The organism is Micromonospora pisi (assembly GCF_003633685.1).
Lineage (GTDB): Bacteria > Actinomycetota > Actinomycetes > Mycobacteriales > Micromonosporaceae > Micromonospora_G > Micromonospora_G pisi.
In genome coordinates this window covers 3,189,192-3,211,838 of the sequence record NZ_RBKT01000001.1, presented here as the reverse complement: position 1 = coordinate 3,211,838, position 22,647 = coordinate 3,189,192, and the positions used below count along the sequence as shown (strand labels likewise).

The window sequence follows — 22,647 nt, the reverse complement described above, 5'->3', positions numbered from 1 at the left end:
CATGACACCTGTCGATTTCATCCGTGACCTGTTCAACCCCGACCTGGCGTTCCTTCCCAAGGCCCTGCTGATCGCAGTGATGTCCGCGATCGTCTGCGGTGTTGTCGGCTGTTACGTGGTCCTGCGAGGCATGGCGTTCATCGGCGACGCCGTCGCCCACGCCGTGTTTCCGGGCCTGGCCGTCGCATTCGTGGTCTCCGGCAGCCTGGTGCTCGGTGGCACCATCGCGGGCGTGATCACGGCGCTGCTCGTCGCGGCCTTCTCACAGAACAGGCGGTTGAAGGAGGACTCCGTCATCGGGGTGTTCTTCGTCGCCGCCTTCGCCCTGGGAATCGTGATCATCTCAAGGGCGCCCGGCTACGCCGGCTCACTGCAGCAGTTCCTCTTCGGTTCCATCACCGGAATCCCCGACCGGGACGTGTTCGTCGTGGGCCTGACCGGAGTGGTCATCCTGCTGGTCGCCTTCCTTCTACACAAGGAACTTGTCGCGGTAACCCTTGACCGGGAAATGGCCCGATCTGTCGGCCTCCGAACGTTCTGGCTGGACATCGTGCTCTACGTCATGGTCACACTGGCGGTGGTGATTTCGGTGCAGACCATCGGCAACATCCTGGTGCTCGCGCTGCTCATCACGCCCGCGGCGACGGCTCGACTGCTGACCGACCGTCTTGGCGTCATGATGTTCCTCGCCCCGGTCATCGGCGGGGTCTCGGCGCTGGTCGGGCTCTATCTTTCCTGGTCCTGGGATCTGCCGGTAGGGGGCACGATCGTGCTCACCCTAACCGCAGTGTTCCTGGGCGGGTGGCTGCTCGCGCCACGTCACGGGCTACTGGCCAGTCGAATGCGGTTGGTTCGGGGGGCGGCGTGACGATCCTGTAGCGAGCATTGTCCGACGGATCGGCGTGCTCCGGCGATCCATGTCTTGCTTGTGCGGCACCGTCCGATCAGGACGATCAGCGAGACCGACTCAACCGTTCGGCTGGGTCAACGAATGCAAGGATGTCCGACCGCACAGCGTGCGGCCCTGGGACGAGCGGTGAAGCGGAACACCACCCACTCGACAGCCTGCGGTTGTCGTGCTAGCTTCCGCATGTCTGATGACACTGAATTTCATTTTCAACTAGCTGTGGGGAGGTAACCATTGGCCACACAGGCACGCGGACGACCAGCGATCATCATCGCGACCGTCGCCGCGGTCTTGGCATCGGTTGCGGTTAGCGCCGCACCGGCGCTCGCCGCGGAAGAGGTGGTCCTGTCCAAGGGCCACACGGACGCGGTGGATGTGCACTACGAGGGCGGCACGCTGTCGCTGAAGGTGCACGACGACAGCGTCTCGCCGTCGGTCATCCGCGATCCGGCCGACGTGGTCTTCCAGGCCCTGCCGGCTTCGGCGACCCAGGTCCCGGACATCCCGTCCTACAGTTTCCTGGGGCCCGCCGGGTCAACGATCTGGATGCTGCCGCAGGTCCAGGACCCGGATCTGCTCTGGCCCGGATGGAACACCACGACCCTGTCCAGTGGTGTGTTCACCGGTGACAAGGTGAAGCTCAGCCTGGTCGACGTCGACGGACCGGGCGAGGTTTGGGTCTTCATGACCGACGCGCTCGGTGGACCGCTGCACCGGTTCCGGACCGACGACGGCCTGCCGGACGCGCTGGATGTTCCGGTCCACACGCACGCCCACGCGAACTGGGCGTTCGGTGCGACCGGTCGATACACCCTGAAGTTCCAGGCCGACGCCACCCTCACCGACGGTACGGCGGTGTCGACCGGCCCGGTCGACTACTCCTTCCTGATCGGGGATGCCACCACCCCGACACCCGAGGTGGACCTGGACATCTTCGGCCTGGAGGACAGCTACGAGCCCGGGCGGCAGGTCAACCTGGTCGCGCTACAGACGCCGGAGACCGAGCTCGACCACTACCACTGGTTCAGCAAGTGCCCCGGCGCGGCGGATTTCGCCGTGGTCCAGGGTGAGCTGGGCGCGGCGTACCAGTTCACCTCCACGCTGGCGCTGGACGGTTGCCAGTACAAGGCCGTCCTGTACGACGACGACCACAACGCGGTGGCCGAAAGCGACCCAGTCACGCTCGTGGTGAAGGAAGCCGCCGGCCCCGGGAATCCCGGTGCCAGCCAGTCGATCACCGCCACCGTACGGGACATCGACGGCGCGCTGGTGCTCAGCGTGGATCCGAACGACCGTACGGTGCTCCTGCCCGCCACGGCGCTTGGAGCGGGCGGTGACCGGCTGGAGGCAGCCGGCGTGCTGCGGCCGGTGACGGTGACCGACACTCGGGCGGGTAAGCCGGGATGGAACGCGTCCGGGATGGTGTCCGACTTCAGCGCCGAGGGCGGTGTCCGTTTCGGCGGCAAGTACCTGGGCTGGACGCCACAGGTGCTCGCCCAGGCCGAGGGCCAGGGAGTAGTTGCCGGGCCGGTGGTGGCATCGGGCTTCAGTTCCGGCAACGGGATCGCCGGGGGTGCGGTGCTGGGCTCAGCGCCGGCAGGTAGCGGGCGTGGTACCGCTCGTTTTGGCGCTGACCTGCGTCTGGAACTGCCGACCGACACCACGGCCGGTACCTATGTCGCCACGCTGACCTTGACCGCGATTTAATCGTGCGCGTTCTTCTGACAGCGGTCGCCGCCCTGATCGGTGTTATGCCGATCGGGGCGGCGGCCCGTGCCGAACCGGCGACACCGGTCACCTGGGGCGTGGCACCATCGGGCAAGAGCGGCCCGAACGGACGGTCCTCGTTCACCTACAAACTCGACCCCGGCGCGGTCCTGACCGACTACGCCGCGATCTCCAACTATTCGGCCCAGCCCATCACGGTCGACGTGTACGCCAGTGACGCGCTCACCACCGCGACCGGCGCGTTCGACCTGCTGCCCGCCGCGCAGAAACCCACCGACGTCGGCAGTTGGGTCGCTTTCGAGCCCGCGTACCGGCGAATGGTCATTCCGTCGAAGTCGCGGATGGACGTACCGTTCCGCATCCGGGTGCCGGAGAACGCGACACCCGGTGATCACGCCGGTGGCATCGTCGCATCGATCGCCTCGCCGGAGTCCGACGACCAGGGCAACCGGGTGCGCGTCGACCGGCGGGTCGGTGCCCGGATCTACCTACGGGTCACTGGCGAAATGCTTCCGGCCCTCAGCGTGGAACAGACCGAGGCCCGCTACACCGGCAACCTCAACCCGTTCGGCCCCGGGTCGTTGACGGTCACCTATCGGGTACGGAACACCGGCAACGTCAGACTCACCGGCCGCCCGCAGGTCCACGTCGCTGGCCCACTCGGCCTCGGCAGTGGTACCACCCAGCTGGCCGACCTACCCGAGCTTCTGCCAGGCGGCGTGTTCACCACCACCGTCCGTGTCGATCGGATCCGGCCCCTCGTGCGTCTCGACCTCGACCTCGGCGTGATGCCGGTCCCCGTCGGCGACCAGGGCATCGGTACGACCATGGCCAGCAGGAGCGCGACGGTGTGGGCGCTCCCGTGGCCACAGCTCGTACTGCTGCTACTGATCGTCGTCGCGTCGTGGCTGATGATCCGCAGACGGCGGGCCATCGCCCGCGCCCTGGCCGACGCCCGGGCACAAGGCCGCGCGGACGCCATGGCCTCGGCCCGTACCACGGAGCCGACCGACGGTACGGCCGACCATTCACCTACCGAAACCGCTAGGGGTAGCTCATGAGACGGGCCCTCACCGCCCTGTTCGCCATCGCTTTCGCGGCCGGCGCCGGCCCGGCTCCGGCGTATGCCGAACCGGCCCGGGTGGCTGTCAACGGCGCCGACCTGGTGTCCGTACGACCCGACGGCGACGCGTTGTCGATCCAGATCCGTGACGCTGTGCAACAACGTCAAGGTCTTGCCGGGCACGATCCACGTGACGTGGTGATCGACGCGGACGACGGATATGCCGCGGTGGTTCCCGACCGTGCCGACTTCGGTTTCCTCGGCAAGCCGGGGGACCGCGTGTGGGTGGTGGCAGCCGCCGACGGGGACCTGGCGTCTCTCGATACCACCGCACTGCCGCGAGGGAGCCTCGTCGGCGACGCGGTGACACTGCGTCTCGCCGCGGTGGAGGGGCCGGGCATCTTCCACGCGTACACCGTCTCCTCACTGGGAACCCCCAAGCCCGTACTCGGCAGTGCGGACGGCAGCGGGCCGAAGGCCATGTCGCTATCGGTGGGTGTCCGGCAGGGCGGACTGGTGTGGGCCTTCGACAAACCGGGTAGCTATAAGGTGACTCTTGGTGCCTCGGCCCGGAAGGTCGACGGTGGGGAGGCACGTGGCGAGGCGACCTACCGGATTGACGTGCCAGACGCCGTACCCACGGCTTTGCCGGCTGGCACGCCTGAACCTCGCGTCGCGGGCCCCGCAGCCAAAGCCCTTTCCGAGATCGCGGTGGTGCCTCACGGGCTACCGAAGCTGCAGGCCAACCCAAAGGCGGTGGTCGGCGCCACGACAGCGGCGGCCGTGGCGAACACCGCGACCGGACGAAAGGTGTTCGCCGACGGCCACGTCGACATGGGGCCCCAGCTCCAAGGTGACACCTGGACGGTCCGCCTCCGTGACGACAGCGGTAGCCCTCCGGTGTGGCGTGAGTTGTCTGACGTGGTCCTGCACGTCGTCGACAAGGCGAAGATCAAGGTTCCGAGCGGCGCCGACTACGCCTTCCTCGGGGCCGCTGGGTCCGATGTCTGGCTACTGCCGCAGGGTCAACAGTCCGGCATCGTGTGGCCGGGCTGGAACACGCAGGATCCCTCGGTGGTCAACGGCATCAACGGAGACGTGACCTGGCGGCTCACCAGCCTCAGCGGGCCCGGACACTTCAAGCTCTACCTCACCGGATCGTTCGGCAAACCCGAGGTGCTGTTCGACTCCGCCAAGACCCTGCCCCAGGGCATCCGGGTTCCCCCGAATACCCACGCGCACGGCAACTGGGCGTTCACCAAGTCCGGAATCTACCGCCTGGGGGTGGAGATGACCGGCACGACAAAGGCCGGGAAGTCCGTGACCAGCACGAAGGTTCTGACCATCGCGGTGGGGGCCGTCGACCCCAACGACGGGTTCACTCCTGGTACGGGCACCGGCTCCAGCGGCGGCACCGGCACCGGCACCGGCAGCGGTGGTGGAGGGTTGCCCCGTACCGGGTCATCCTGGCTGCTACCCGCCGGAGCCACCGGGGTCGCGATGGTGGCTGTCGGCGTGTTCCTGCTGTTCACCACGCGTAGACGCAGGACGGCCGAAAACGCGGCGAAGGCATCCTGACGCGGGTCGACCAGACGATCACATCCGTTAATCCTCCAGCCACAAATTTCCCGCAAAAACGATTATCATTCTCGTTAAGCGGCCCACAGTGGACCGCGGGGAGGAGTCTTTCGTGCGTACCCCCATCAGGGTGCTCGTCGCGTCCGGCGCGCTGCTCGGCGCGCTGCTCGCGACCGGCGCGCCCGCCCAGGCGAACTCGCAGATCGTCATCAACCAGGGCCACGCCGACGTTGTCGGCGTTGCCTACGAAGATGGTCAGCTGAACCTTCACGTCCACGACGGCACCGTTGAGCCCGAGGTCGAGCGCGACCCCGAGGCCGTCAAGTTCCAGGTGAAGCCGGAGGCGGAGACCGTCATCCCCTCGGACCCGTCCTACGCCTTCCTGGGAACCGCCGGCGACCCCGTGTGGATCCTGCCCCAGGTGCAAAACCCCGACCTGCTCTGGCCAGGCATCGGCACCGAAGAGCTCGAAGCGGGCGTCTTCCAGGGCGACTCGGTGAAGGTGAACTTCGTAGCGCTCGCCGCACCCGGCGACATCGCCATCTACACCGAAAACGCCTTCGGCCTGCCGGGCAACATCCTGGTCGACAGCGGCGACGGACTGCCCGACGTCGTGACCCTGGCCGCCGGCGGCCACCTGCACGCCAACTGGGCCTTCGAGACCCCCGGCCACTACTGGTTCCTGGTCACCGCGAGCGGCAAGCTGGCCGCGAACGGCAAGACGGTCTCCGACGCCGCCGTGTACCACTTCCAGGTCCTGAGCTAGGAGATCCTGATGCGACTTCGTACCCGACTGCTCGCGCCTGTCGCGGTAGCGGCCCTGCTGGTCGGCGCGGTTGCTGCCCCGGCCCAAGCGGTGCCGATTCCGCTCTCAAGCGGCCACGTCGACGTCTTCGACGTCGACTACGTCAGCGGAGCCCTGGCACTGCGCGTTCTCGACAGCACCGGCGGGACCGCCGTGGAGCGTAACCCGGCGGACGTGACCTTCGAGGTGCCCGTTGCCGCGCAAATCACCGGAGTGCCCTCGACCGGCCCGTGGTCATTCCTCGGCACCGGCGGCACCGCGTGGGTCCTGCCTCAGAGTGAGGCATCCGGACTGCTCTGGGCCGGCTGGAACACCACCGAGGTACCCGCCGGCATCTTCGTCGACAACAAGGTCACCTTCCGTCTGACCAGCGTCAGCGGCCCCGGTGGCTTCAGCATCTACACCGCCTCCGGGGGTACGCCGACGGTCCTGTTCGACAGTGGCAACGGCCTGCCCGATACCCTCGACGTCGCGCGACTCGCGCACAGCCACGTCAACTGGGGCTTCGACGCCGCAGGCACCTATGTCATCACGTTGAGCGTCACCGGCGTACTTGCCTCGACCGGAGCCACGATCAGCTCGGGTTCGAAGCAGTTCACCTTCAACGTCGCGGCCAGCTGACCCACTCCACGCTGACTCCCGCGACAGGGGTGGGGCGGAACAGGTACCCACGTACCCGCTCCGCCCCACCCTCCATGCAACGCCTCACCCAGGTGTGTGGACGTCACCTACCCGAGGCGTAGATGTGACCGATCGGCGTATCCGTCAATGGGTTGTGGCGAGCGCCGTCAGATGGCGGGTGCCCCGATGTCAGGCGATCGGCGACGTTGTGTGACCGTTCGGGGCCACGCGCACGGCGTGGCCACCATAAGACCCATGTTCCGATGGTCGCGGCCGGCCTGCGCCAACACCCGATGCGGACCGAACCGATGCCGACAGCAGTACAAGGGGGCCTGACGTGGGCGACAACACCGGCGTGACCGAGGCACGCGGATGAAGGCGGACATGGCCGGGTTGTTCGACCGCAGCGCCGCGACCTACGACCGGATCGGCGTGGAGTTCTTCGGTCCGATGGGACGTGAGCTGGTTCGCCGAGCGGGGCTACGTCCCGGCCAGAGTGTGCTTGATGTGGGCTGTGGACGCGGCGCGGTCCTGTTCCCTGCGGCCGAGGCCGTCGGTACGACAGGTAGCGTCATCGGCATCGACCTGGCGCCGGCGATGGTCGAGTTGACCCGGGCCGATGCCGCAGCGGCCGGCCTCGGTCACGTACGGGTCGAGGTCGCCGATGCTCAGACCCCTCCGCTGCCGGAGGCCACCTTCGACGCGGTCCTCGCGGGCCTGGTGGTGTTCCTGCTTCCCGCGCCGATCGACGCGCTGCGCGGATACCGGCGTCTGCTGCGCCCCGGCGGCCGGCTCGGCTTCACCACGTTCGCCGCGCACGACCCGTTGTTCACCGAGACGATGCGCACCCTGGCCCAGCATCTCCCGGAGGAACAACGGCAGTCGCCGACGGCTGGCCAGGAGGATCTGTTCGCCACGCGGAAGTCGACCATGACCCTGCTGGAAACTACGGGGTACCAGGACATCGCGGTAGACGAGGCGACGTTCCGTAGCCGATTTCGCGATGTCGAACACTGGATGACGTGGGCCTGGTCGCACGGCGCCCGCGGGTTGCTGGAACGCATCCCGACCGATCGGCTGCCGGCCGCGCTCGCCGACGCGACCCGGGTGCTGAAAACGGCGGGCGAGGAACTGACGCTGACCACGATCGTCCGGTTCGCGTTCGGCGTACGCGCCTGACCAATTCGGCGACCAGCGCGATCAGGGAGGCGTCGTGGTCTACGACCCCACGGTCGTGGCCGTCGAACCCGGTCCGGCAGCCTTGGTCGGCGAGGGCGTCTGCACCGGGCCGTTCCAGGCCACCGCGCTGACCGCCGACGAGATGAGGCTGACCGCGAACCCGAACTACTGGGGTGGCAAGCCGGCGCTGGCCGGAGCGCTGGTGCGGTTCGTTCCTGACGGTCAGGCACGGGTGCTGGCGGTACGCAACAACGAGGCGGACGTGGCGCTGTATCCGCCCACCGAGCTGCTGCGTCAGCCCGGTAACGGCGCCACCGCGCGTCAGCCCCTGCAGCAACTGGGCCATCTTCTACACCCGCATCATGGCCATGAGTGACGATGCGGTACGGCGTGCGTTCGCGTTCGGCGTCAGGGTGTGGCGGGTCTGGCCGCCGGGCTGCTAAGAACCCAGCGGCTGGCTCTGCCGTGCGTGTACAGCATCCCGACTGGCGCCTCTACCCACCGGTCGTCGACTACGCCCAGCACACCCAGCGTACCGACGCGACCGAGGTGGTCCGGCTGCTCGACGCAGCCGGATGGCGTCCCGGCCCCGACGGGTACGCACGCAGTCCGGCACACCACTGACGGTCACTGTGCTGACCTACCCGCAACAGCCGGACACCAAGACCATCGTTCAGGCGCAGCTCAAGCCGCTCGGCTTAGACGTGCGGATCAGCGAGGTGGAAACATCCGGTACGCCGGCCGGTCCACCCTGCCACCCAGGTACGTCATGCCGATTTTCCAGGACGCCTTTGCCAGGCTCGACCCCCGCTGGCCGATTTGGCGCACCGTCTCCGAGCCCGATCCCACCAACAACCGGGACACCGCAATTCGCCTGCTGGCGCGCGTCGGACTGCTGACGGTTGATCCCGACTCTCGACCCGGCGAGTTGTCTGGAGGCGAACAGCAACGGGTCGCTATCGCGCGGGCACTGGCAGCCCGACCCGCACTGCTGATCGCCGACGAACCCACCGCACAACTGGATCCCGCCACCGCGGCGGGAATCTGCACCCTCTTCGCGAACTCACTGACGACGGGACCGCAATCGTGGTCGCCAGCCCCGACCGGGCCCGCCTGGCCTCGCTGGCCGGCCGACTCCTACGGCTGACCAGCAAAGGTCTTCGCCGAGATCCTCCGCCAAGCACTCGGTGGGCGATCACCGCTACCAGGCCCTATCCAGCAGATTGAGCCCGCAACCCATCAAGTTCCCATGCTGACGTTAGGTCCGCCGCTATTGGCGAACCAGCGGTCACCGGCAGCCGAGCTCCCCTGCGCTACGGCGGCGGTGATTTGAAAGACACCGAAGCTTCGTTGAGAACGATTTTCATCTTCGCTATCGTACCGGCGTAATCAGACCGACTGGAACCTCTCTGTCATCACCTGCTTTAGCGAAGCTGACCAAAGGAAAATTCGTTGCCTCACTTGCCCCTCCGCAGACCAGGGCTGATCGCCCTCGGTACGGCTGCGGCCCTGGCCATGGGCGTCGCGGCACCGGCCGCCGCGGCACCCACGGGCCCGGTTCCGCCCCAGCACCCCGTCACCGCGCCACTGCCGGCCGGCGGCAGCTCGCAGAGCGTCACCCTGATCACCGGTGACAAGGTGACGGTCGGCACCGCCGCCGACGGCACCGCCCTACGCTCGGTGGAGGGTCCGAACGGGACCACGGCCAGCTTCCACCGCGCCGTGCTCGACGGCTCGCTCTACGTCTACCCGGACGCGGCACTGCCGTACGTCACCGCGGGCGTGCTCGACCGGCAGCTGTTCAACGTGACCGGGCTGATCGCCGACGGCTACGACGACGCGCACAGCGACAAACTGCCGCTGATCGTCCGCTACACCGACACCGCCGCCCGCGCCCGCACCACCGCGAACGTGGCCGGCTCCACCGCCGTACGCCCGCTGACCAGCGTTCAGGGCGCGGCCGTGGCGCAGCAGCGGGCACAGGCCCCGACCTTCTGGTCGTCGCTCACCGGAACCCCGGTGCCGACCCCGGACGCCCCGGCGACCCGCCGCGCGCCGGCCAACCCGTCGCTCACCAACGGCATCGCCAAGGTCTGGCTCGACGGCCGGGTCACGGCCGACCTGGCCGACTCGACCGCGCAGATCGGCGCCCAGCGGGTCTGGGCGGAGGGCAACACCGCCACCGGCGTGGCGGTCGCGGTGCTCGACACGGGCGTGGACACCGAACATCCGGACCTGGCCGACCAGATCGCCAGCAGCGCCAGCTTCGTGCCGGACGAGGACGTGACCGACTACCAGGGCCACGGTACGCACGTCGCGTCGACGATCGCCGGCAGCGGCGCCGCCTCCGACGGCAAGGAGAAGGGCGTCGCGCCGGGCGTGAAACTGCACGTCGGCAAGGTCCTCAACAATGAGGGCCAGGGGCAGGACTCCTGGATCATCGCGGGCATGGAGTGGGCCGCCCGGCAGGAAAAGGCCCGGATCATCAGCATGAGCCTGGGCGGCGGCGCGACCGACGACACCGACCCGATGACCGAGGCGGTCAACCGGCTCAGCGCCGAGACCGGCGCGTTGTTCGTGGTCGCCGCCGGCAACAGCGGCCCGCAGACCATCGGCACCCCGGGTACGGCGGAATCCGCGCTGACCGTCGGCTCGGTCGACTCCAACGACCGGCTCGCCGACGACTCCAGCCAGGGTCCGAGCGTGGGTGACGGCGGACTGAAGCCGGAGATCACCGCACCGGGCGTCGACATCCTCGCCGCCCGCTCCCACCTCGTACGGGGCGGATCGGGCTACTACACCATGATGAGCGGCACCTCGATGGCGACGCCGCACGTCGCCGGTGCCGCCGCGCTGGTGCTCGCCGCCCACCCGGACTGGACCGGCCAGCAGATCAAACAGGCGCTGGTCAGCAGCACCAAGGCCACCCCGGCCTACACCCCGTACCAGGCCGGCAGTGGGCGGGTCGACGTCGAGGCCGCGGTCCACGCGACCGTCTTCGCCACCGCCTCCGCCTCCTCTGGGTTTCACCCGTGGCCGTCGGAGCCGGGTGAGACCGACGTCAAGCAGGTGACGTACACCAACGTCGGCGATCAACCGGTCACCCTCGACCTGGCCGTCGACGCCACCGCCCCGGCCGGGCTCTTCACCCTCTCCACCAACCGGGTGACCGTACCGGCACACGGCACCGGCTCGGTCACGCTGACCGCGAAGCTGGACCTGCTCCCGGTCGACCAGCCGATCAGCGGCATGATCCACGCCAAGGACAACACCGGTACGGTCCGCGCGCACACGCTCATCGGCGCCGTACGCGAGGGGCAGCGGCAGAACCTGACCGTCGTCGCCACCGACCGCTCCGGCAAACCGCTCTCGGGCAAGGTCATCGTCACCGCGCAGAACCTCTTCGCCGCGGTCGACCTCGACGCCTCCGGCACCGGCACCCTGCGGCTGCCGGTGGGCAGCTACTCCGGCTGGCTCAGCGCCGACGTACAGGGCGCCAACGGCCCGCACTCGCTCGGCATGGCGCTGCTCCCCTTCAACGACGTCAAGCTGGACAAGGACCGGACCGTCACCCTGGACGGCACCAAGCTCCGCCGGGTCCAGGCGTACGTGCCGAAGGAGTCGACCCCGGCCGCCGTCCGGCTCGACATCCACCGCTCGTACACCGACAGCCTGGTGGAGAGCTCGGCGCTGCCGAACGCGTCGTACGACAGCATCTGGGCGCTGCCGACCGGCAAGAAGGTGACCGACGGGGCGTTCGAGTTCGGTGCCCGGTTCCGGCTCGAACAGCCCGCGCTCACCGTGGCCACCAAGTCCCGTACCTATGAGGATCTGCTGGTCAAGCGGGCGGCGACGCCGCTGCCGGCCGGCACCGCGCAACTGCCGGCGGTCTTCGCCGCCGACGGCACCCCGGCCGACCTGGCCAAGCGCGACGTACGCGACAAGGCCGTGGTGGTCCGTCGCAGCGACACCATCGCCCTGGCGGAACAGGCCCAGAACGCGGCGACCGCTGGCGCGAAGCTGCTCCTGGTCGTCAACGACGGTGTGGGGCGGCTCGACCCCTGGGACGAGAACCCGTGGACCCCGGAGAGCCCCGCCCCGATCACGGTGGCGACCCTCACCGCCGACGAGGGCGCGGAGCTGATCGGCGAACTTCGCCGTGGCAGCGTGCCGCTCACGGTCACCTCGAACCCCACCACCGACTACCTCTACGACGTGGTGCACCACTGGACCGGTGCGGTGCCGGCGAATCCGACCTGGCGCTCGACGCCGAAGGACCTGGCCCGGGTGGACGTGTCGTTCCGCAACTTCCGCCAGGGCAAGGCGATGGAGTTCCGCCCCGACGTCTGGCGCGGTTGGGCGGTCGGCAACCAGCTCACCGTGGCCGCCCAGGGTGACCGGACCGACTGGGTCACCGCCGACGTGAGCTGGACGAACGACGCGCAGATCCTCGGCGAGACCGGACAGCACCTGGTGGGCGTCGCCGCCCGCTACCCGGTCGGGCCGATCAGCAAGGTGAGCTGGTTCGGTCCGATCCAGCGCCCCCGGATGGGGCCGGTCAACTACCAGCCGGTCCGTTACCTCGACTCGGTCTACATCCCGGTGCCGGGTTGGGGTGCCTCGGGCTCCGGTTACGTGGGCGACGCCGGCGGCAACTACGACGTACGGAACTGGGCCGCGCTCTACCAGGGCGACCAGCAGCTTCTGTGGGGCAACGCCGAGTACCTTCCGGTCAGCGGACTCGCCCCGGAGCGGTTGCCGTACCGGCTGGTGGTCGACAACGACCGGGGCACCTGGGCGAACCCGTACTCGACCCACACGCTGACCGAGTGGAACTTCACCTCGGCGGCGACCGGCGCAGAGTCGACGGAGACACTGCCACTGATCCAGCTCGACTACGACGTGGCGACGGACACCGACGGCAAGGCCGGCCGGCACACCGAACTGTCGGTGGCCGCCTCGCACCTGCCCGGCGTGACCGCCACCATCCGGGAGGTCACCCTGGAACTCTCGTACGACGACGGGGCGACCTGGCAGCGGGCGAAGCTGACCCAGAACGACTTCGGCTGGTCGACCAAGCTCAAGGCGACCGACACGGCGCAGTTCGTGACCCTGCGGGCCAGCGCCAAGGACAGCTCCGGCAACACCGTCTCGCAGACCCTCACCCGGGCATTCGGCCTGCGCTGAGTCTCGCCTGACCCGTACCGCCACCGGGCGGGGCCGCATCCCGCAGTCCCGCCCGGCTCGGCATCCGCCCGCCGACCGAATCACCTGAATGGCGCGAGCTACCGCGCACCCGCCACCCGCGATTCTTCGGTGTCTGCGGTGAGGTCTCGTTGAGCAGATCACCGCATCGCACCCGACAGGTGATATGGATCGTGGTTACGCCGGGACTGGAACTCGCCTGCTAGCCCATCGCTTCGGCAAGGCTGATTTTGACTGCGGGGTCGGCCGAAAGCGCCTGGGTGATTTTGGCGGGATCAAGCGTATCGGCGGCGAGATGGACTCCCGGAGGCACCTCGCCCGCGAGTATCGCGCTCGCTGTCGCCGCCGCCATGAAGCCACTGAGTTCGTAGGAGTCCTCGGTGGTCAGCGACAGGGTGCGGGTCGGTGGGCCGTCGATGTCGTCCTCCCAGAGGTGGAACTCCTGCCCGTACCACGAGCCGTGTCGTCGTACGTCCTCGGTTGCCGCGCTGATCAGGTCGCGTGTGTCGGTGCTTTCAAGTGCCCATGACATGGCCAACTGCTGTGGGAGCTGGTCGCCGCCGAACACGGTGTACCAGTTCACCTGCTGGAGCCGCACGGCGCGGGCAAGCCGGACTGCCTCCGTGGACAGGAAGGGAAATGCGTCCACCAATCGTGGGAAGGCCGGGAGTGACAGGCCGCGCCGGGGCGCGAGAGTCCGCTCCCGTACGTCGTCACCCCGCCAGCCGGCGCCGGATATGCCGTGCTCGGGGCCGCGACTGAGTAGTACGTCTCCGGCTGCTGCCGGGGTGAGAGCTGCTACCCCGCCGAGGTACGCGTCCAGCCGGACTGGTCGTTGGATTCCGGCGGCAAGGTGGCGCGGGAGGAGCCCCGAGAGGCCCGGCAGGGCTCCTGCGGACAAGACAGCAATCCGTCCCGCCGCGACCCATTCGTTGGCGCCGCCGTCGGCGAGCAGCCGCAGAAGTGTGGGATCGTCCCCGGCGGCGTCGACATAGTCGGCGTCGTGACGCAGTGCGGCCCGGGCGACCGTGTCGAGCACCCGATACGACGGGCCAGCGCAGTTGACGATGAGACCGCAGCGTGCCGCGAACCGGTCGAGCGAGGCCGGGTCGTTGCGGTCGACGGTTGCGGGTTCGGTGGAGGCTGTGCCGGGGCCCAGCGTGCGGGCGAGTTCCTTGGCTCGTGCCGGGTCACGGCCGGCAATCAGGAGCTGTCCGGTCACTGTCTGGTGCAGACGGCGTACCACCGAGCTGCCGACAGCTCCGTAGCCTCCCAGGACGCCGATCGTCGTGGTGTCACTCATCGTGTGGGCCTTTCACTGAGCACTGGCTACTCCCGCAAATGATAACTATTGTCATTTTCGTTAGATGATGAGCGCCGGCGTTGCCGGCAAGGAGGATGCCGTGTTTGACGTGATCGTGGTGGGCGGTGGGCCGGCCGGGCTCAACGCCGCCCTGGTGTCGGGCCGCCAGCGCCGACGGGTGTTGGTTGTGGACAGTGGCAGCCCGCGGAACGCGCCGGCTGCCGAGATGCACATGTTTCTCAGTCGGGATGGGTTCTCCCCGGCCGAGCTGCGCAAGCTGGGCCGGGACGAGTTGTCGGCCTACCCGAGCGTGGAATGTCGGGACGGCCGCGTTGACGATGTCACGCGAGCCGACGGTGGATTCATCGTGACGCTGGCCGACGGACAGGCTTATCAGTCCCGCAAGCTGGTCCTGGCAACGGGTCAGGTCGACCTCACCGACACCGTCGCCGGGCTGGCCGAGCGATTCGGACGGGGTGTCTTCCACTGCCCGTTCTGCCACGGTTGGGAGACCCGGGGCATGACGCTCGCCGTTGTGGGGCACGAACTGCCGCAGGTGATGCAGGCGCTGTACGTCGCGGATCGGTTCAGCGACGACGTCGTCGTCTGCACCAACGGGCATCCCGTACCCGAACCCGCCGTGGGGCGCCTCGCCGCCGCCGGTATCCCCGTACGCGAGGCGCCCATCACTCGGATCGAGGGGGAGGAGGGTGACCTGCGGCTGGTTTTCGCCGACGGGGTGGTGCTCGAACGGCAGGCTGTCTACCATCGGGCGCCGACTCGCCAGCACTCTGCCCTGGCCGAACAGTTGGGGTGTGAGCTGCTGCCGGATGGCTGCGTGCGAGTGGACGAGTTTCAACGGACCTCCATCCCCGGGGTCTACGCGGCCGGGGACACCGCCCGTCTGGCGGCGTTGCCCGACGCGCTGACGTTCGTCGTCACCGGTGCCGCCGATGGCGCGCGGGCAGCGGTGTGGCTGGACCAGGAACTGTTCCGGGAGGACGCGGGCCTGGCCGGCTGAGCATCGGCGAATTCGTCCGCAGCGGCCCGCCGGGTCACCGCCGACAGCCGTGGCGGGGTCGTCACCCCGCCACGGCTGCGCTCATGGAGTGGTCGTCTCGCGGGCGGCGGTGGCGAGCCCCGCAACGGTGGGATGTTCCAGGAAGCGACGGGGTGTCACCCGTCCCACTTCCTCCCGGGCGAGGGCACCGAGCATCCGTACGGCGAGCAGCGAGTCCCCGCCGAGACCGAAGAAGTCCGTGGCCCGGTCCGGAACCGGGCAGCCGAGCAACGCCGCCCACTGCCGCGCGATCGTCCGTTCCAGGTCGTCACGTGGCGGACCGGGTTCGTCCATCGTCCCGGCCGGCGCCGTCGGCACGGACAGGCGGGCGCCCGACCGGGCGTGCTCGGGGGCGTCCAGGGGCTCCGGCAGCGCGAGCGGCACGGACCAACCGTCCTCGTCGACCAGGGTTTCGATGGAGGCCATCACGTCGGTGAACATCCGGTCCACGTCGTCGGCTTCGAAGATCTCCTCCACCAGGGAGAACACCACCACCAGTTCGTCACGCAGCTCGAACAGCCGGACCTCGAGCGCCACCTGCGGGGTACGCAACTGCTGGTAGTGGCTGGAGAGGTCGATGGTGCCCAGCGGTCCGGCGGTCCGGGGGACCTCACTGCCGAGGGCAGCGTCGACGCCCAGGGTGCTCTGGAAGACCACCGGGGCGACCGGACGCCGGGTGTTGCGGCGTCGGCCGAGTTCGCGGGACACCTCCACCCCGGTCACCAGGTTGTGCGCCATGGCTTCCCCGATGTCCCGCTGAGCGCGGACCGCGAGGTCGGCGAAGGTCGCCGAGCCGGGCAGTTCCACCGGTACGAGCATGGTCGAGGAGAAGGCGCCGACCAGCCGAGGGACGTCGGTGTGTAGCGGAAGGCGGTTCAGTTGCAGGGTGTTGAGCAGGAATCGTCGGTGTCCACAGGCGCGGGCCAGGGCCGTGGAGAACACGGCGAACATCGCGGCCGAGGGGGTGACGCCGTGTCGGGCGCAGTGCTTTCGCAGCCTGGCCCACCGGGCCGGGTCAAGGACGGCCTGGCGTGCGCCCATCAGGACTGGACGGACATCCGCCGGATCGGCGGCCAGTGGCAGGGCCGGGGGGAGCGGAAGGTCGTCGAGGCGGTCCCACCACCAGTCGCGGTCGGCTCGCCACTGTTCGGTCCCGGACAACCCATCCAGGGTTGCGGCATAGTCGCCGAAGTCGACGTCCAGTGGGGCCAGCATCGCGTTCTGGTCGGTGGCCAGAGCGAACAGGTCCCGGTAGAAGACCCCCGACGACCAGCCGTCGATGATCATCAGACTGGTCGAGGAGTGCAGCCGGGCCCTCGCGTCGGGCAGCAGGGTCAGTCGCATGTCCAGTCCACACCCCTGGGTCGGGTCGGGGCCGTTGGTGCTCATCTCATGTCGGATCGCCGCCAACTTCTCGGTGATCTCGTCCGCACCGGCGGTGCTGAGATCAGTCACCCGCAGCAGCGGCAGGGCCTCCGGATCGTCCAAGGGCAGGATCTTCTGCCGCCCGTCCGGCAGGATCCGGGCACGCAGTACCGACTGGTGCTCGGCGAGCCGCTCCAGCGCATCCTGCAACGATTCGGCGATCTCGTCGGCGTCGATATTCTGCAGGCCGATGTCCACGTAGTGGTGGGCTGACCGGTAGGACAGTTCCCACCCGTCCTGCTGCCCGACGAAGTAGCCCTGTTGGAGTGGGAGGAGCGGGAAGGGTGCTTCCGGGTCGTCTCGCCTCTTCAGCTCAAGCGGTAGCGGGCGCAGTGCTCCAGTCGCGTTTCCGCGTTCGTGAATGAGGGTGGCCAGTCGGGCCGCGCTGTGCTCGACACGGACATCGGCCAGGGCCAGGGCGGCACCGATCCGTTGCCGGATCAGCGCTGCCATCCGTACCGTCAGGACGGAATCGCCACCGAGGCTGAGGAAACTGGCGTCGGCCGGTACGGCGGTCACGTCGAGGTCCAGCACATCGGCCCAGACGGCGCGTACGGCGTCGACCAGCTCGGTCGGTGCGTTGGTGCCGGAGGAGTCGGTCAACGAGGGTCTCCCATCATGGCGGGGAACGGGGTGGGGATGATGCGGTCCACGGCGTGGACCCGTTCGGGACGCTCGGCCGGTGGCAGCCTGGCCGCGAGGGCGGCCGTGACGAGGGTCGGGTCCGGGAGCGGGATTCCCGGCCGGACCCGACCGGCGATCACTCGCTGACCCGCCTCGGCCAGTGGATGGCCGTCTGTGGGCAGCACCGGCAGCGGGTCGAATCCGGCGGCGTCCAACTGGTCGCTCCACTCCGCTGCGGTGAGGAACACCCGGTCCTGTCCGGCCCGCAGGTCGGTGAACCAGCGCTCCTCGTCAGCGGCGGGTGACATGAGCAGGTACATGGAGGTGAGCGCCTGGTAGTGCTCGCGGCAGGACTCGACGAGCACCAGCAGTCCACCGGGCGTGAGTAGTTCCCGTAGGGCCGCCAGGACCAGGCCCACGTGCCGGGCGTTGTGCAGGACGTTTGCGGCCAGAATGACGTCCCGGGAGCCGGGCGCGAATTCCGGTCCGACCGGTGGCCGGTTGACGTCGAACAGGCCGAACCGCAGCCCCGGCCGGTCACCCAGCAGGGCCCGCGCCGAGGTGAGGAAGAAGCGCGAGACGTCGGTGAACAAGTAGTCGATCTCGGTGTCCGCCAGCGCGTCGAGGACGTGCCGGGTGGTCGCGCCGATCCCGGCACCCAGCTCCAGGATGCGTAGCGGACCGTTCGACCGCGCACCCCGTGAGCTGTCGGCGATCATTGCCGCCGCCGCGTGGTTGGCCCACCGGCTGGGCAGGTTGTCGTGGTAGTTGCCCTCGGCCGTGTCGGTCGATCCGTCCGGGAACAGCAGTGCCTGCACGCCCGCCTCGTCCCGCAGCAGCGCCGGCAGCCGGTCGGCCGTGGCCAGGAAGAACCGGGTCATCGACGGCGGGTAGCCCAGCCCACGGCGTGCTTCGTCCAGTTCCCGGCGGGCCCGCGCGTATCCGGCTCGGTCCGGTGCGACGAGGTCGTGGTAGCGGTCGGTGCGCGGGTCGTGCCTGAGTCGCCCCTCGGCGACGAGAGTGGTCAGCCACCGTCGCGTGATCCAGGCGTGTCGGGGGGCAACGCCGAGCGCGTCCAGCACCTGGGCCGCGTCGTGCGTCGCGCCGTCGCGGAAGAGCCGCGCCGCGTGCAGTACCCGGGCCATCGCGAGCAGGGCCACCTCGTCCAGCAGCCGGGTCAGCCGGGGGAGGGACGTCAGGTCCGCGCCCTCCACTGCCGCGTCCCCGGCGGCAGCCGCCGCATCCCCTCCGCCGGTTGCGGTCCGTTGCGCCTCCGCCGGAATTGTCCGCGCGCCGGTTCCGGCTGCGGCGCCGGACACCAGCAACGCGGGCCGTCCGGGTCCCGGAACCCATTGCCAGGCGGCCACCCCGGGCAGGTCCGACAGCCCGTGAACCGGAGGGCTGCTCACGGTGTTGCCCGGTCGTCGGCATCGGCGACGACGATCCTGGGCGGCCGTAGGCCCGGCGCCCGGCGTCGCAGGTGGTCACGCAGCACCTCGGGCAGTCTGCGACGTACGAACCCGGCCAGCGGCTCGTGGGCTTCCGGCCCCGTCGCACCGCCGAGCGCGGAAAGTGCGTCGACCGTCAGAAATCCGCAGGCGGCGGGAGCGGCGACCGCCAGCAGCCGTGGGTCGTACGGGTCCAGCAGCACCACGGCGTCCAACTCGCCCACCGCCTGGCGCAGGGCGTACGGCGTGACCGCCGCCGGGCCGTCGTTCAACAATGCGTTGGGGATGCCGGACACGACGACCGGCTGATCGGCCAGCGCAGCCCGTAGCGTCGCGGCCACGTCCTCACCTGGCTGGTGCGACCAGGGGACAGCCCGGACCGGTGCTTCCCCGTCGAACGAGGACTCGGCACCGACGTGCAGGACCAGGTCGTAGCGGTATCGGGTCAGCTCGGTGTTGTCCTCCATCGTCCGTGCGCGCACGCTCATCCGCACCGGCCAGTCCTGCCCGGCCAGCATGGATACGACGGCGCTGGGGGAGAAGGACAGCTCTTCGTCCGCCGAGATCGCCGCTCGTACCCGCGCCTGGAGATCCGTCTCGTGACCGGGCTCGCGGGACTGTTCCAGCCAGGTGAAGTGTTCGGTCAGGAGACCGCTGTGCCGGATGTCGCCGACAATCACCGTTCCGCCGTCGGCGACCGTGCCCAGCGCCTGACGCAGCACCGTGGCCAGGTAGTCCAGCCCCGGAAAGCACTGGGTGACGGAGTTCAGCAGTACACAGTCGGGCGCGACATCCGGGCCGAACACGGCGTCCATGGCCGCCCGTACCCCGGCACCCGACGTCTCGTGCGCGGCGGCCTGGACGAATGCGGTACGCGGCAGGCCGGCGCGTCCGAGCCGGTGTACCGCCGCAGGCGCCACGTCGGTGCCCACGTAGCCGTTCAGGTGAGGGTGCAGGCGATGCGCGAGCAGGCCGGTGCCGCAACCCACCTCCAAGATGCGCTCCGGCCGTTGACCCAACACCAGGCCCACTGTGCAGGCCAACCACTCCCTCATGTGCTCGGTCGGCAGGGGAAGTCCGGTGTCCGAGGCCCGCCAGCCGGAGAGGTCGAGGTCGTCCGCGTGCCGTCCGGCCGCGTCCTGGTACACCCAGTCATAGACCTCGGCCCAGTGGTCAAGGTGCTCCTGTAGCAGTGGTCCGGGACGAGGGCCGGCGGTGGTGACGGCGGGATCCGCCCGGACGATGATGGCGCCGTCTGGTGTGGCACGCGCTTCGGCGACCCACGGGTGCTCGGCGACGTGGGCCACCATCGGATCGGTGGTCGCTTCAGCGGGCACCGGATTCCTCCATTCGAGTGTCGGTATGTCGGCCGTTGCTGTCGGCCGGGACAAGTCGGCGGTCACGTAGGTGCAGCACCTGATCCGCTCGGGCCGTCACGGCGGGGTCGTGGGTGACCGACAGGATGGCCATGCCGTCCGCCCGCAGCCGGTCGAGCAGGTCGAGCACCGTGCCGGCGGATGTCTGGTCGAGCGCCGAGGTCGGTTCGTCGAGCAGCAGCACCTCGGGCTGCGCGGCGAGGGCCCGGGCCAGCGCCACCCGCTGTCGCTGACCACCCGAGAGCGCACGCGGGCGCCGGCGCGCGTGGTCGGCCCTGAGCCCGACCACGTTGAGGAGACGCAGCATCGTCCGGCCCCGGTCGGCACGACCCAGGCCGTGCAACACCCGCAGCGGGCGGGCCACCGCGTAGCCGACGCGGTGCGCCGGGTTGAGTTCGCCGGCCGGATGCTGACCGACGAACTGGACGGCCCGCCGTTGGTCGCGGTCGCGCTGCCGGACGTCCGCCGGCAACGGACGACCCCTCAGCAGGAGCTGGCCATGCCCGGCGGGACGACGACCGATCATCGCGTGCAGCAGGCTGGTCTTGCCACTGCCCGACGGGCCGACGACCGCGATCCACGACCCGGGGATCAGGTCCAGACGCATGTCCTCCAGCAGCGGCGCACCATCCGGCCGGGTCACCCGCAGACCGCGCACGGCCAACAGGACCGGGTGGTCATCGATGTCGTCAGATCCGCCTGCCGCGTGCCGGGCCGGCAGGAGTCCCGCAGGCCGGAGCGCGACCGGCTCTCGCCTGGTGGCGACGAACCTGCCCGTCGTGGAGGTCCCGGCAGCCGTGCGACAAACCGCGGACGGAGTGCCAGGGGCGGGCGCTGTCAGGTCCAGCACCCGGTCAGCGAGAGCGGAAACCAGATGCGGGTCGTGGGTCACCAGCAGGGTGCACCCCTCCGGCCGGGCTCTCAGCGCCTCGATGACCCGGTGACGGGTCTTCCCGTCCAGGGCGGAGGTTGGCTCGTCGAGCAGGAGGACATCCGGCCGGGCTGCCAGAGCCCGGGCCAGGGCGACCCGTTGGGCTTGCCCGCCGGAAAGTTCGTCGCCACGGCGCTCGGCGAGTTCGGCCGGCAGGTCGAGCAGGTCGAGAAGCTCACGGACGCGCATTGCCCGGTCCGCCCTGGGACCGGTCAGATGCTCACCCAGCAGACGCCCGACCGACCAGAGCGGATGCAGCGCCAGGGCCGGATCCTGACCGAGGTACCCGCACTGTGTTCGCCGCCAACGGCGGGCTGGTCGGCCCGCGTGGATCGGTTGGCCGCGCCACCGCACCGTCCCGACGGCGCGGTACAGACCCGTGGGCAGAGTGTCCAGCAGCGCGTGCAGCAACGTGCTCTTGCCGGCCCCGGACGCCCCGGTGACAGCGAGCACCTCGCCGGGCCCCACCCACAGGTCGGTGGCTGGCAGCAGCACCTCGCCGTCGACGGAGCGACTCACCGTCAGCCCTGTCGCCGTCAACAGTGCCGTGTCCGCCGTGCTCATGAGGGCGCTCCGTTTCGGCGGGTACCGCTATGCGGTGCCGCCGCGCTGAGCACGATCAGGTGTCCGCTCCTACCCCTCACGTCACGCCCTCCAGTCGGCGCCCCGCCGCGCGTGCCGCGGCGGCGAACAGCAGGGCGCACAACGCCAACGGCACGGCGGGCGCCAGCAGTGCCGCCGGGTTGAGTGCGGCGCCGGGCAGGTTCTCGCTGAGCATCAACGCCCAGTCGGGGTTCGGGGGCTGGGGGCCGAAGCCGAGGACGGCGAGTGTGGTCGCCAGTTGCAGTGCGGTGATCAGGCGCAAACCCGCATCCGCCGCGACCAGGCCGCTCAACGCCGGTAGGAGTTCCCGTACGAGGATGGCCGGGCCACGTTCACCGCGCTCGACGGCGGCGTGCAGGTAGCCGCTGTCACGTACGGCGACGCACTGTGCTGCCACCACGCGGGCGGTGAGCGGCGCACCGCTGAGTACGGAGGCGACCACGACCGCCGTCGCGCCCGGTAGAGCCACCGCCAGTACCAGGGCGAGGATCAGTGCGGGTACGGCCAGCAGCAGGTCCCCGAGCCAGTGCACGACACGGCCCGCCCGGGTTGGCCACCAGCCCGCGAGCAGCCCGAGCGTGACTCCGATCAGGAGCGCTGTCACGGCGGCGGCGAGAGCGACCCCGAGTAGGTGTGCGCCGCCGGCGACGACCCGGGAGAGGACGTCGCGACCGAGCGCGTCGGCACCGAGTGGCAGCCGTGCCGAGGGCGTGGACCAGGGCATGGTCAGCGGTTGCTCGGGGTCGTGTGGGGCGAGGTGCCGGCCCAGCATGGCCAGCGCGACCACCGCC

18 protein-coding genes are annotated in these 22,647 nt (G+C 69.6%); 12 read left to right on the top strand and 6 right to left on the bottom strand.

Features of this window, described 5'->3' with window-relative positions; all coding sequences use genetic code 11:
* The first annotated feature begins 1 nt into the window (after position 1).
* From BDK92_RS13270 to BDK92_RS13225, 11 genes are all read left to right on the top strand, one after another.
* Positions 2–868, top strand: coding sequence for an anchored repeat-type ABC transporter permease subunit (locus BDK92_RS13270; RefSeq protein ID WP_121156993.1), 867 nt, complete (start codon positions 2–4; stop codon positions 866–868).
* Positions 869–1,141: 273 nt separating this feature from the next.
* Positions 1,142–2,614, top strand: coding sequence for a choice-of-anchor M domain-containing protein (locus tag BDK92_RS13265; RefSeq protein ID WP_121156992.1), 1,473 nt, complete (start codon positions 1,142–1,144; stop codon positions 2,612–2,614).
* Positions 2,615–2,616: 2 nt separating this feature from the next.
* The gene (locus BDK92_RS13260; RefSeq protein ID WP_246017006.1) at positions 2,617–3,696 is read left to right on the top strand and encodes a WxL protein peptidoglycan domain-containing protein; all 1,080 of its coding nucleotides are present in this window, start codon (positions 2,617–2,619) and stop codon (positions 3,694–3,696) included.
* Positions 3,693–5,276, top strand: coding sequence for a TIGR03773 family transporter-associated surface protein (locus BDK92_RS13255; RefSeq protein ID WP_121156990.1), 1,584 nt, complete (start codon positions 3,693–3,695; stop codon positions 5,274–5,276). The genes BDK92_RS13260 and BDK92_RS13255 overlap by 4 nt, the downstream gene beginning before the upstream one ends.
* Before the next feature lie 112 nt (positions 5,277–5,388).
* Entirely contained in the window at positions 5,389–6,042 is a 654-nt protein-coding gene (locus BDK92_RS13250) for a choice-of-anchor M domain-containing protein (protein ID WP_121162080.1), read from the top strand.
* 9 nt (positions 6,043–6,051) lie between these two features.
* A complete protein-coding gene (locus BDK92_RS13245; RefSeq protein WP_121156989.1) occupies positions 6,052–6,702 on the top strand; it encodes a choice-of-anchor M domain-containing protein in 651 nt (216 codons plus the stop codon).
* Positions 6,703–7,074: 372 nt separating this feature from the next.
* Entirely contained in the window at positions 7,075–7,881 is an 807-nt protein-coding gene (locus tag BDK92_RS13240) for a class I SAM-dependent methyltransferase (RefSeq protein ID WP_121156988.1), read from the top strand.
* A 34-nt stretch (positions 7,882–7,915) separates the two neighbouring features.
* Positions 7,916–8,257, top strand: a complete 342-nt coding sequence (locus BDK92_RS13235; RefSeq protein ID WP_121156987.1) for an ABC transporter substrate-binding protein — start codon at positions 7,916–7,918, stop codon at positions 8,255–8,257.
* A gap of 89 nt (positions 8,258–8,346) precedes the next feature.
* Complete coding sequence (locus BDK92_RS38995) at positions 8,347–8,505, top strand: hypothetical protein (protein WP_170208574.1); 159 nt, start codon at positions 8,347–8,349, stop codon at positions 8,503–8,505.
* 145 nt (positions 8,506–8,650) lie between these two features.
* Positions 8,651–9,028, top strand: a complete 378-nt coding sequence (locus BDK92_RS13230; protein WP_121156986.1) for an ATP-binding cassette domain-containing protein — start codon at positions 8,651–8,653, stop codon at positions 9,026–9,028.
* A gap of 305 nt (positions 9,029–9,333) precedes the next feature.
* A complete protein-coding gene (locus tag BDK92_RS13225) occupies positions 9,334–13,068 on the top strand; it encodes a S8 family serine peptidase (protein ID WP_246017004.1) in 3,735 nt (1,244 codons plus the stop codon).
* Between the two features lie 220 nt (positions 13,069–13,288).
* On the opposite strand, the gene BDK92_RS13220 is transcribed toward BDK92_RS13225, so the two are convergent.
* Entirely contained in the window at positions 13,289–14,389 is a 1,101-nt protein-coding gene (locus BDK92_RS13220) for a saccharopine dehydrogenase NADP-binding domain-containing protein (RefSeq protein WP_121156984.1), read from the bottom strand.
* A 100-nt stretch (positions 14,390–14,489) separates the two neighbouring features.
* Here BDK92_RS13220 and BDK92_RS13215 point away from each other — a divergent pair, with 100 nt between their 5' ends.
* On the top strand, positions 14,490–15,410 hold the full coding sequence (locus BDK92_RS13215) for an NAD(P)/FAD-dependent oxidoreductase (RefSeq protein ID WP_121162077.1): 921 nt from the start codon (positions 14,490–14,492) through the stop codon (positions 15,408–15,410).
* An 81-nt stretch (positions 15,411–15,491) separates the two neighbouring features.
* Here the strand turns inward: BDK92_RS13215 and BDK92_RS13210 are convergent, their stop codons facing one another.
* The 5 genes from BDK92_RS13210 to BDK92_RS13190 form a co-directional block, all read right to left on the bottom strand.
* On the bottom strand, positions 15,492–17,477 hold the full coding sequence (locus BDK92_RS13210) for a condensation domain-containing protein (protein WP_121156983.1): 1,986 nt from the start codon (positions 17,475–17,477) through the stop codon (positions 15,492–15,494).
* Complete coding sequence (locus BDK92_RS13205; RefSeq protein WP_121156982.1) at positions 17,474–18,907, bottom strand: class I SAM-dependent methyltransferase; 1,434 nt, start codon at positions 18,905–18,907, stop codon at positions 17,474–17,476. The genes BDK92_RS13210 and BDK92_RS13205 overlap by 4 nt, the downstream gene beginning before the upstream one ends.
* A complete protein-coding gene (locus BDK92_RS13200; protein ID WP_121162075.1) occupies positions 18,904–20,256 on the bottom strand; it encodes a class I SAM-dependent methyltransferase in 1,353 nt (450 codons plus the stop codon). Before BDK92_RS13200 ends, BDK92_RS13205 begins: the two co-directional genes overlap by 4 nt.
* A gap of 16 nt (positions 20,257–20,272) precedes the next feature.
* Positions 20,273–21,817: an ABC transporter ATP-binding protein gene (locus tag BDK92_RS13195; protein ID WP_121156981.1), complete on the bottom strand. Its 1,545-nt coding sequence runs from the start codon at positions 21,815–21,817 to the stop codon at positions 20,273–20,275.
* 76 nt (positions 21,818–21,893) lie between these two features.
* Positions 21,894–22,628: an ABC transporter permease gene (locus BDK92_RS13190; protein ID WP_121162073.1), complete on the bottom strand. Its 735-nt coding sequence runs from the start codon at positions 22,626–22,628 to the stop codon at positions 21,894–21,896.
* Between the last annotated feature and the right edge of the window lie 19 nt (positions 22,629–22,647).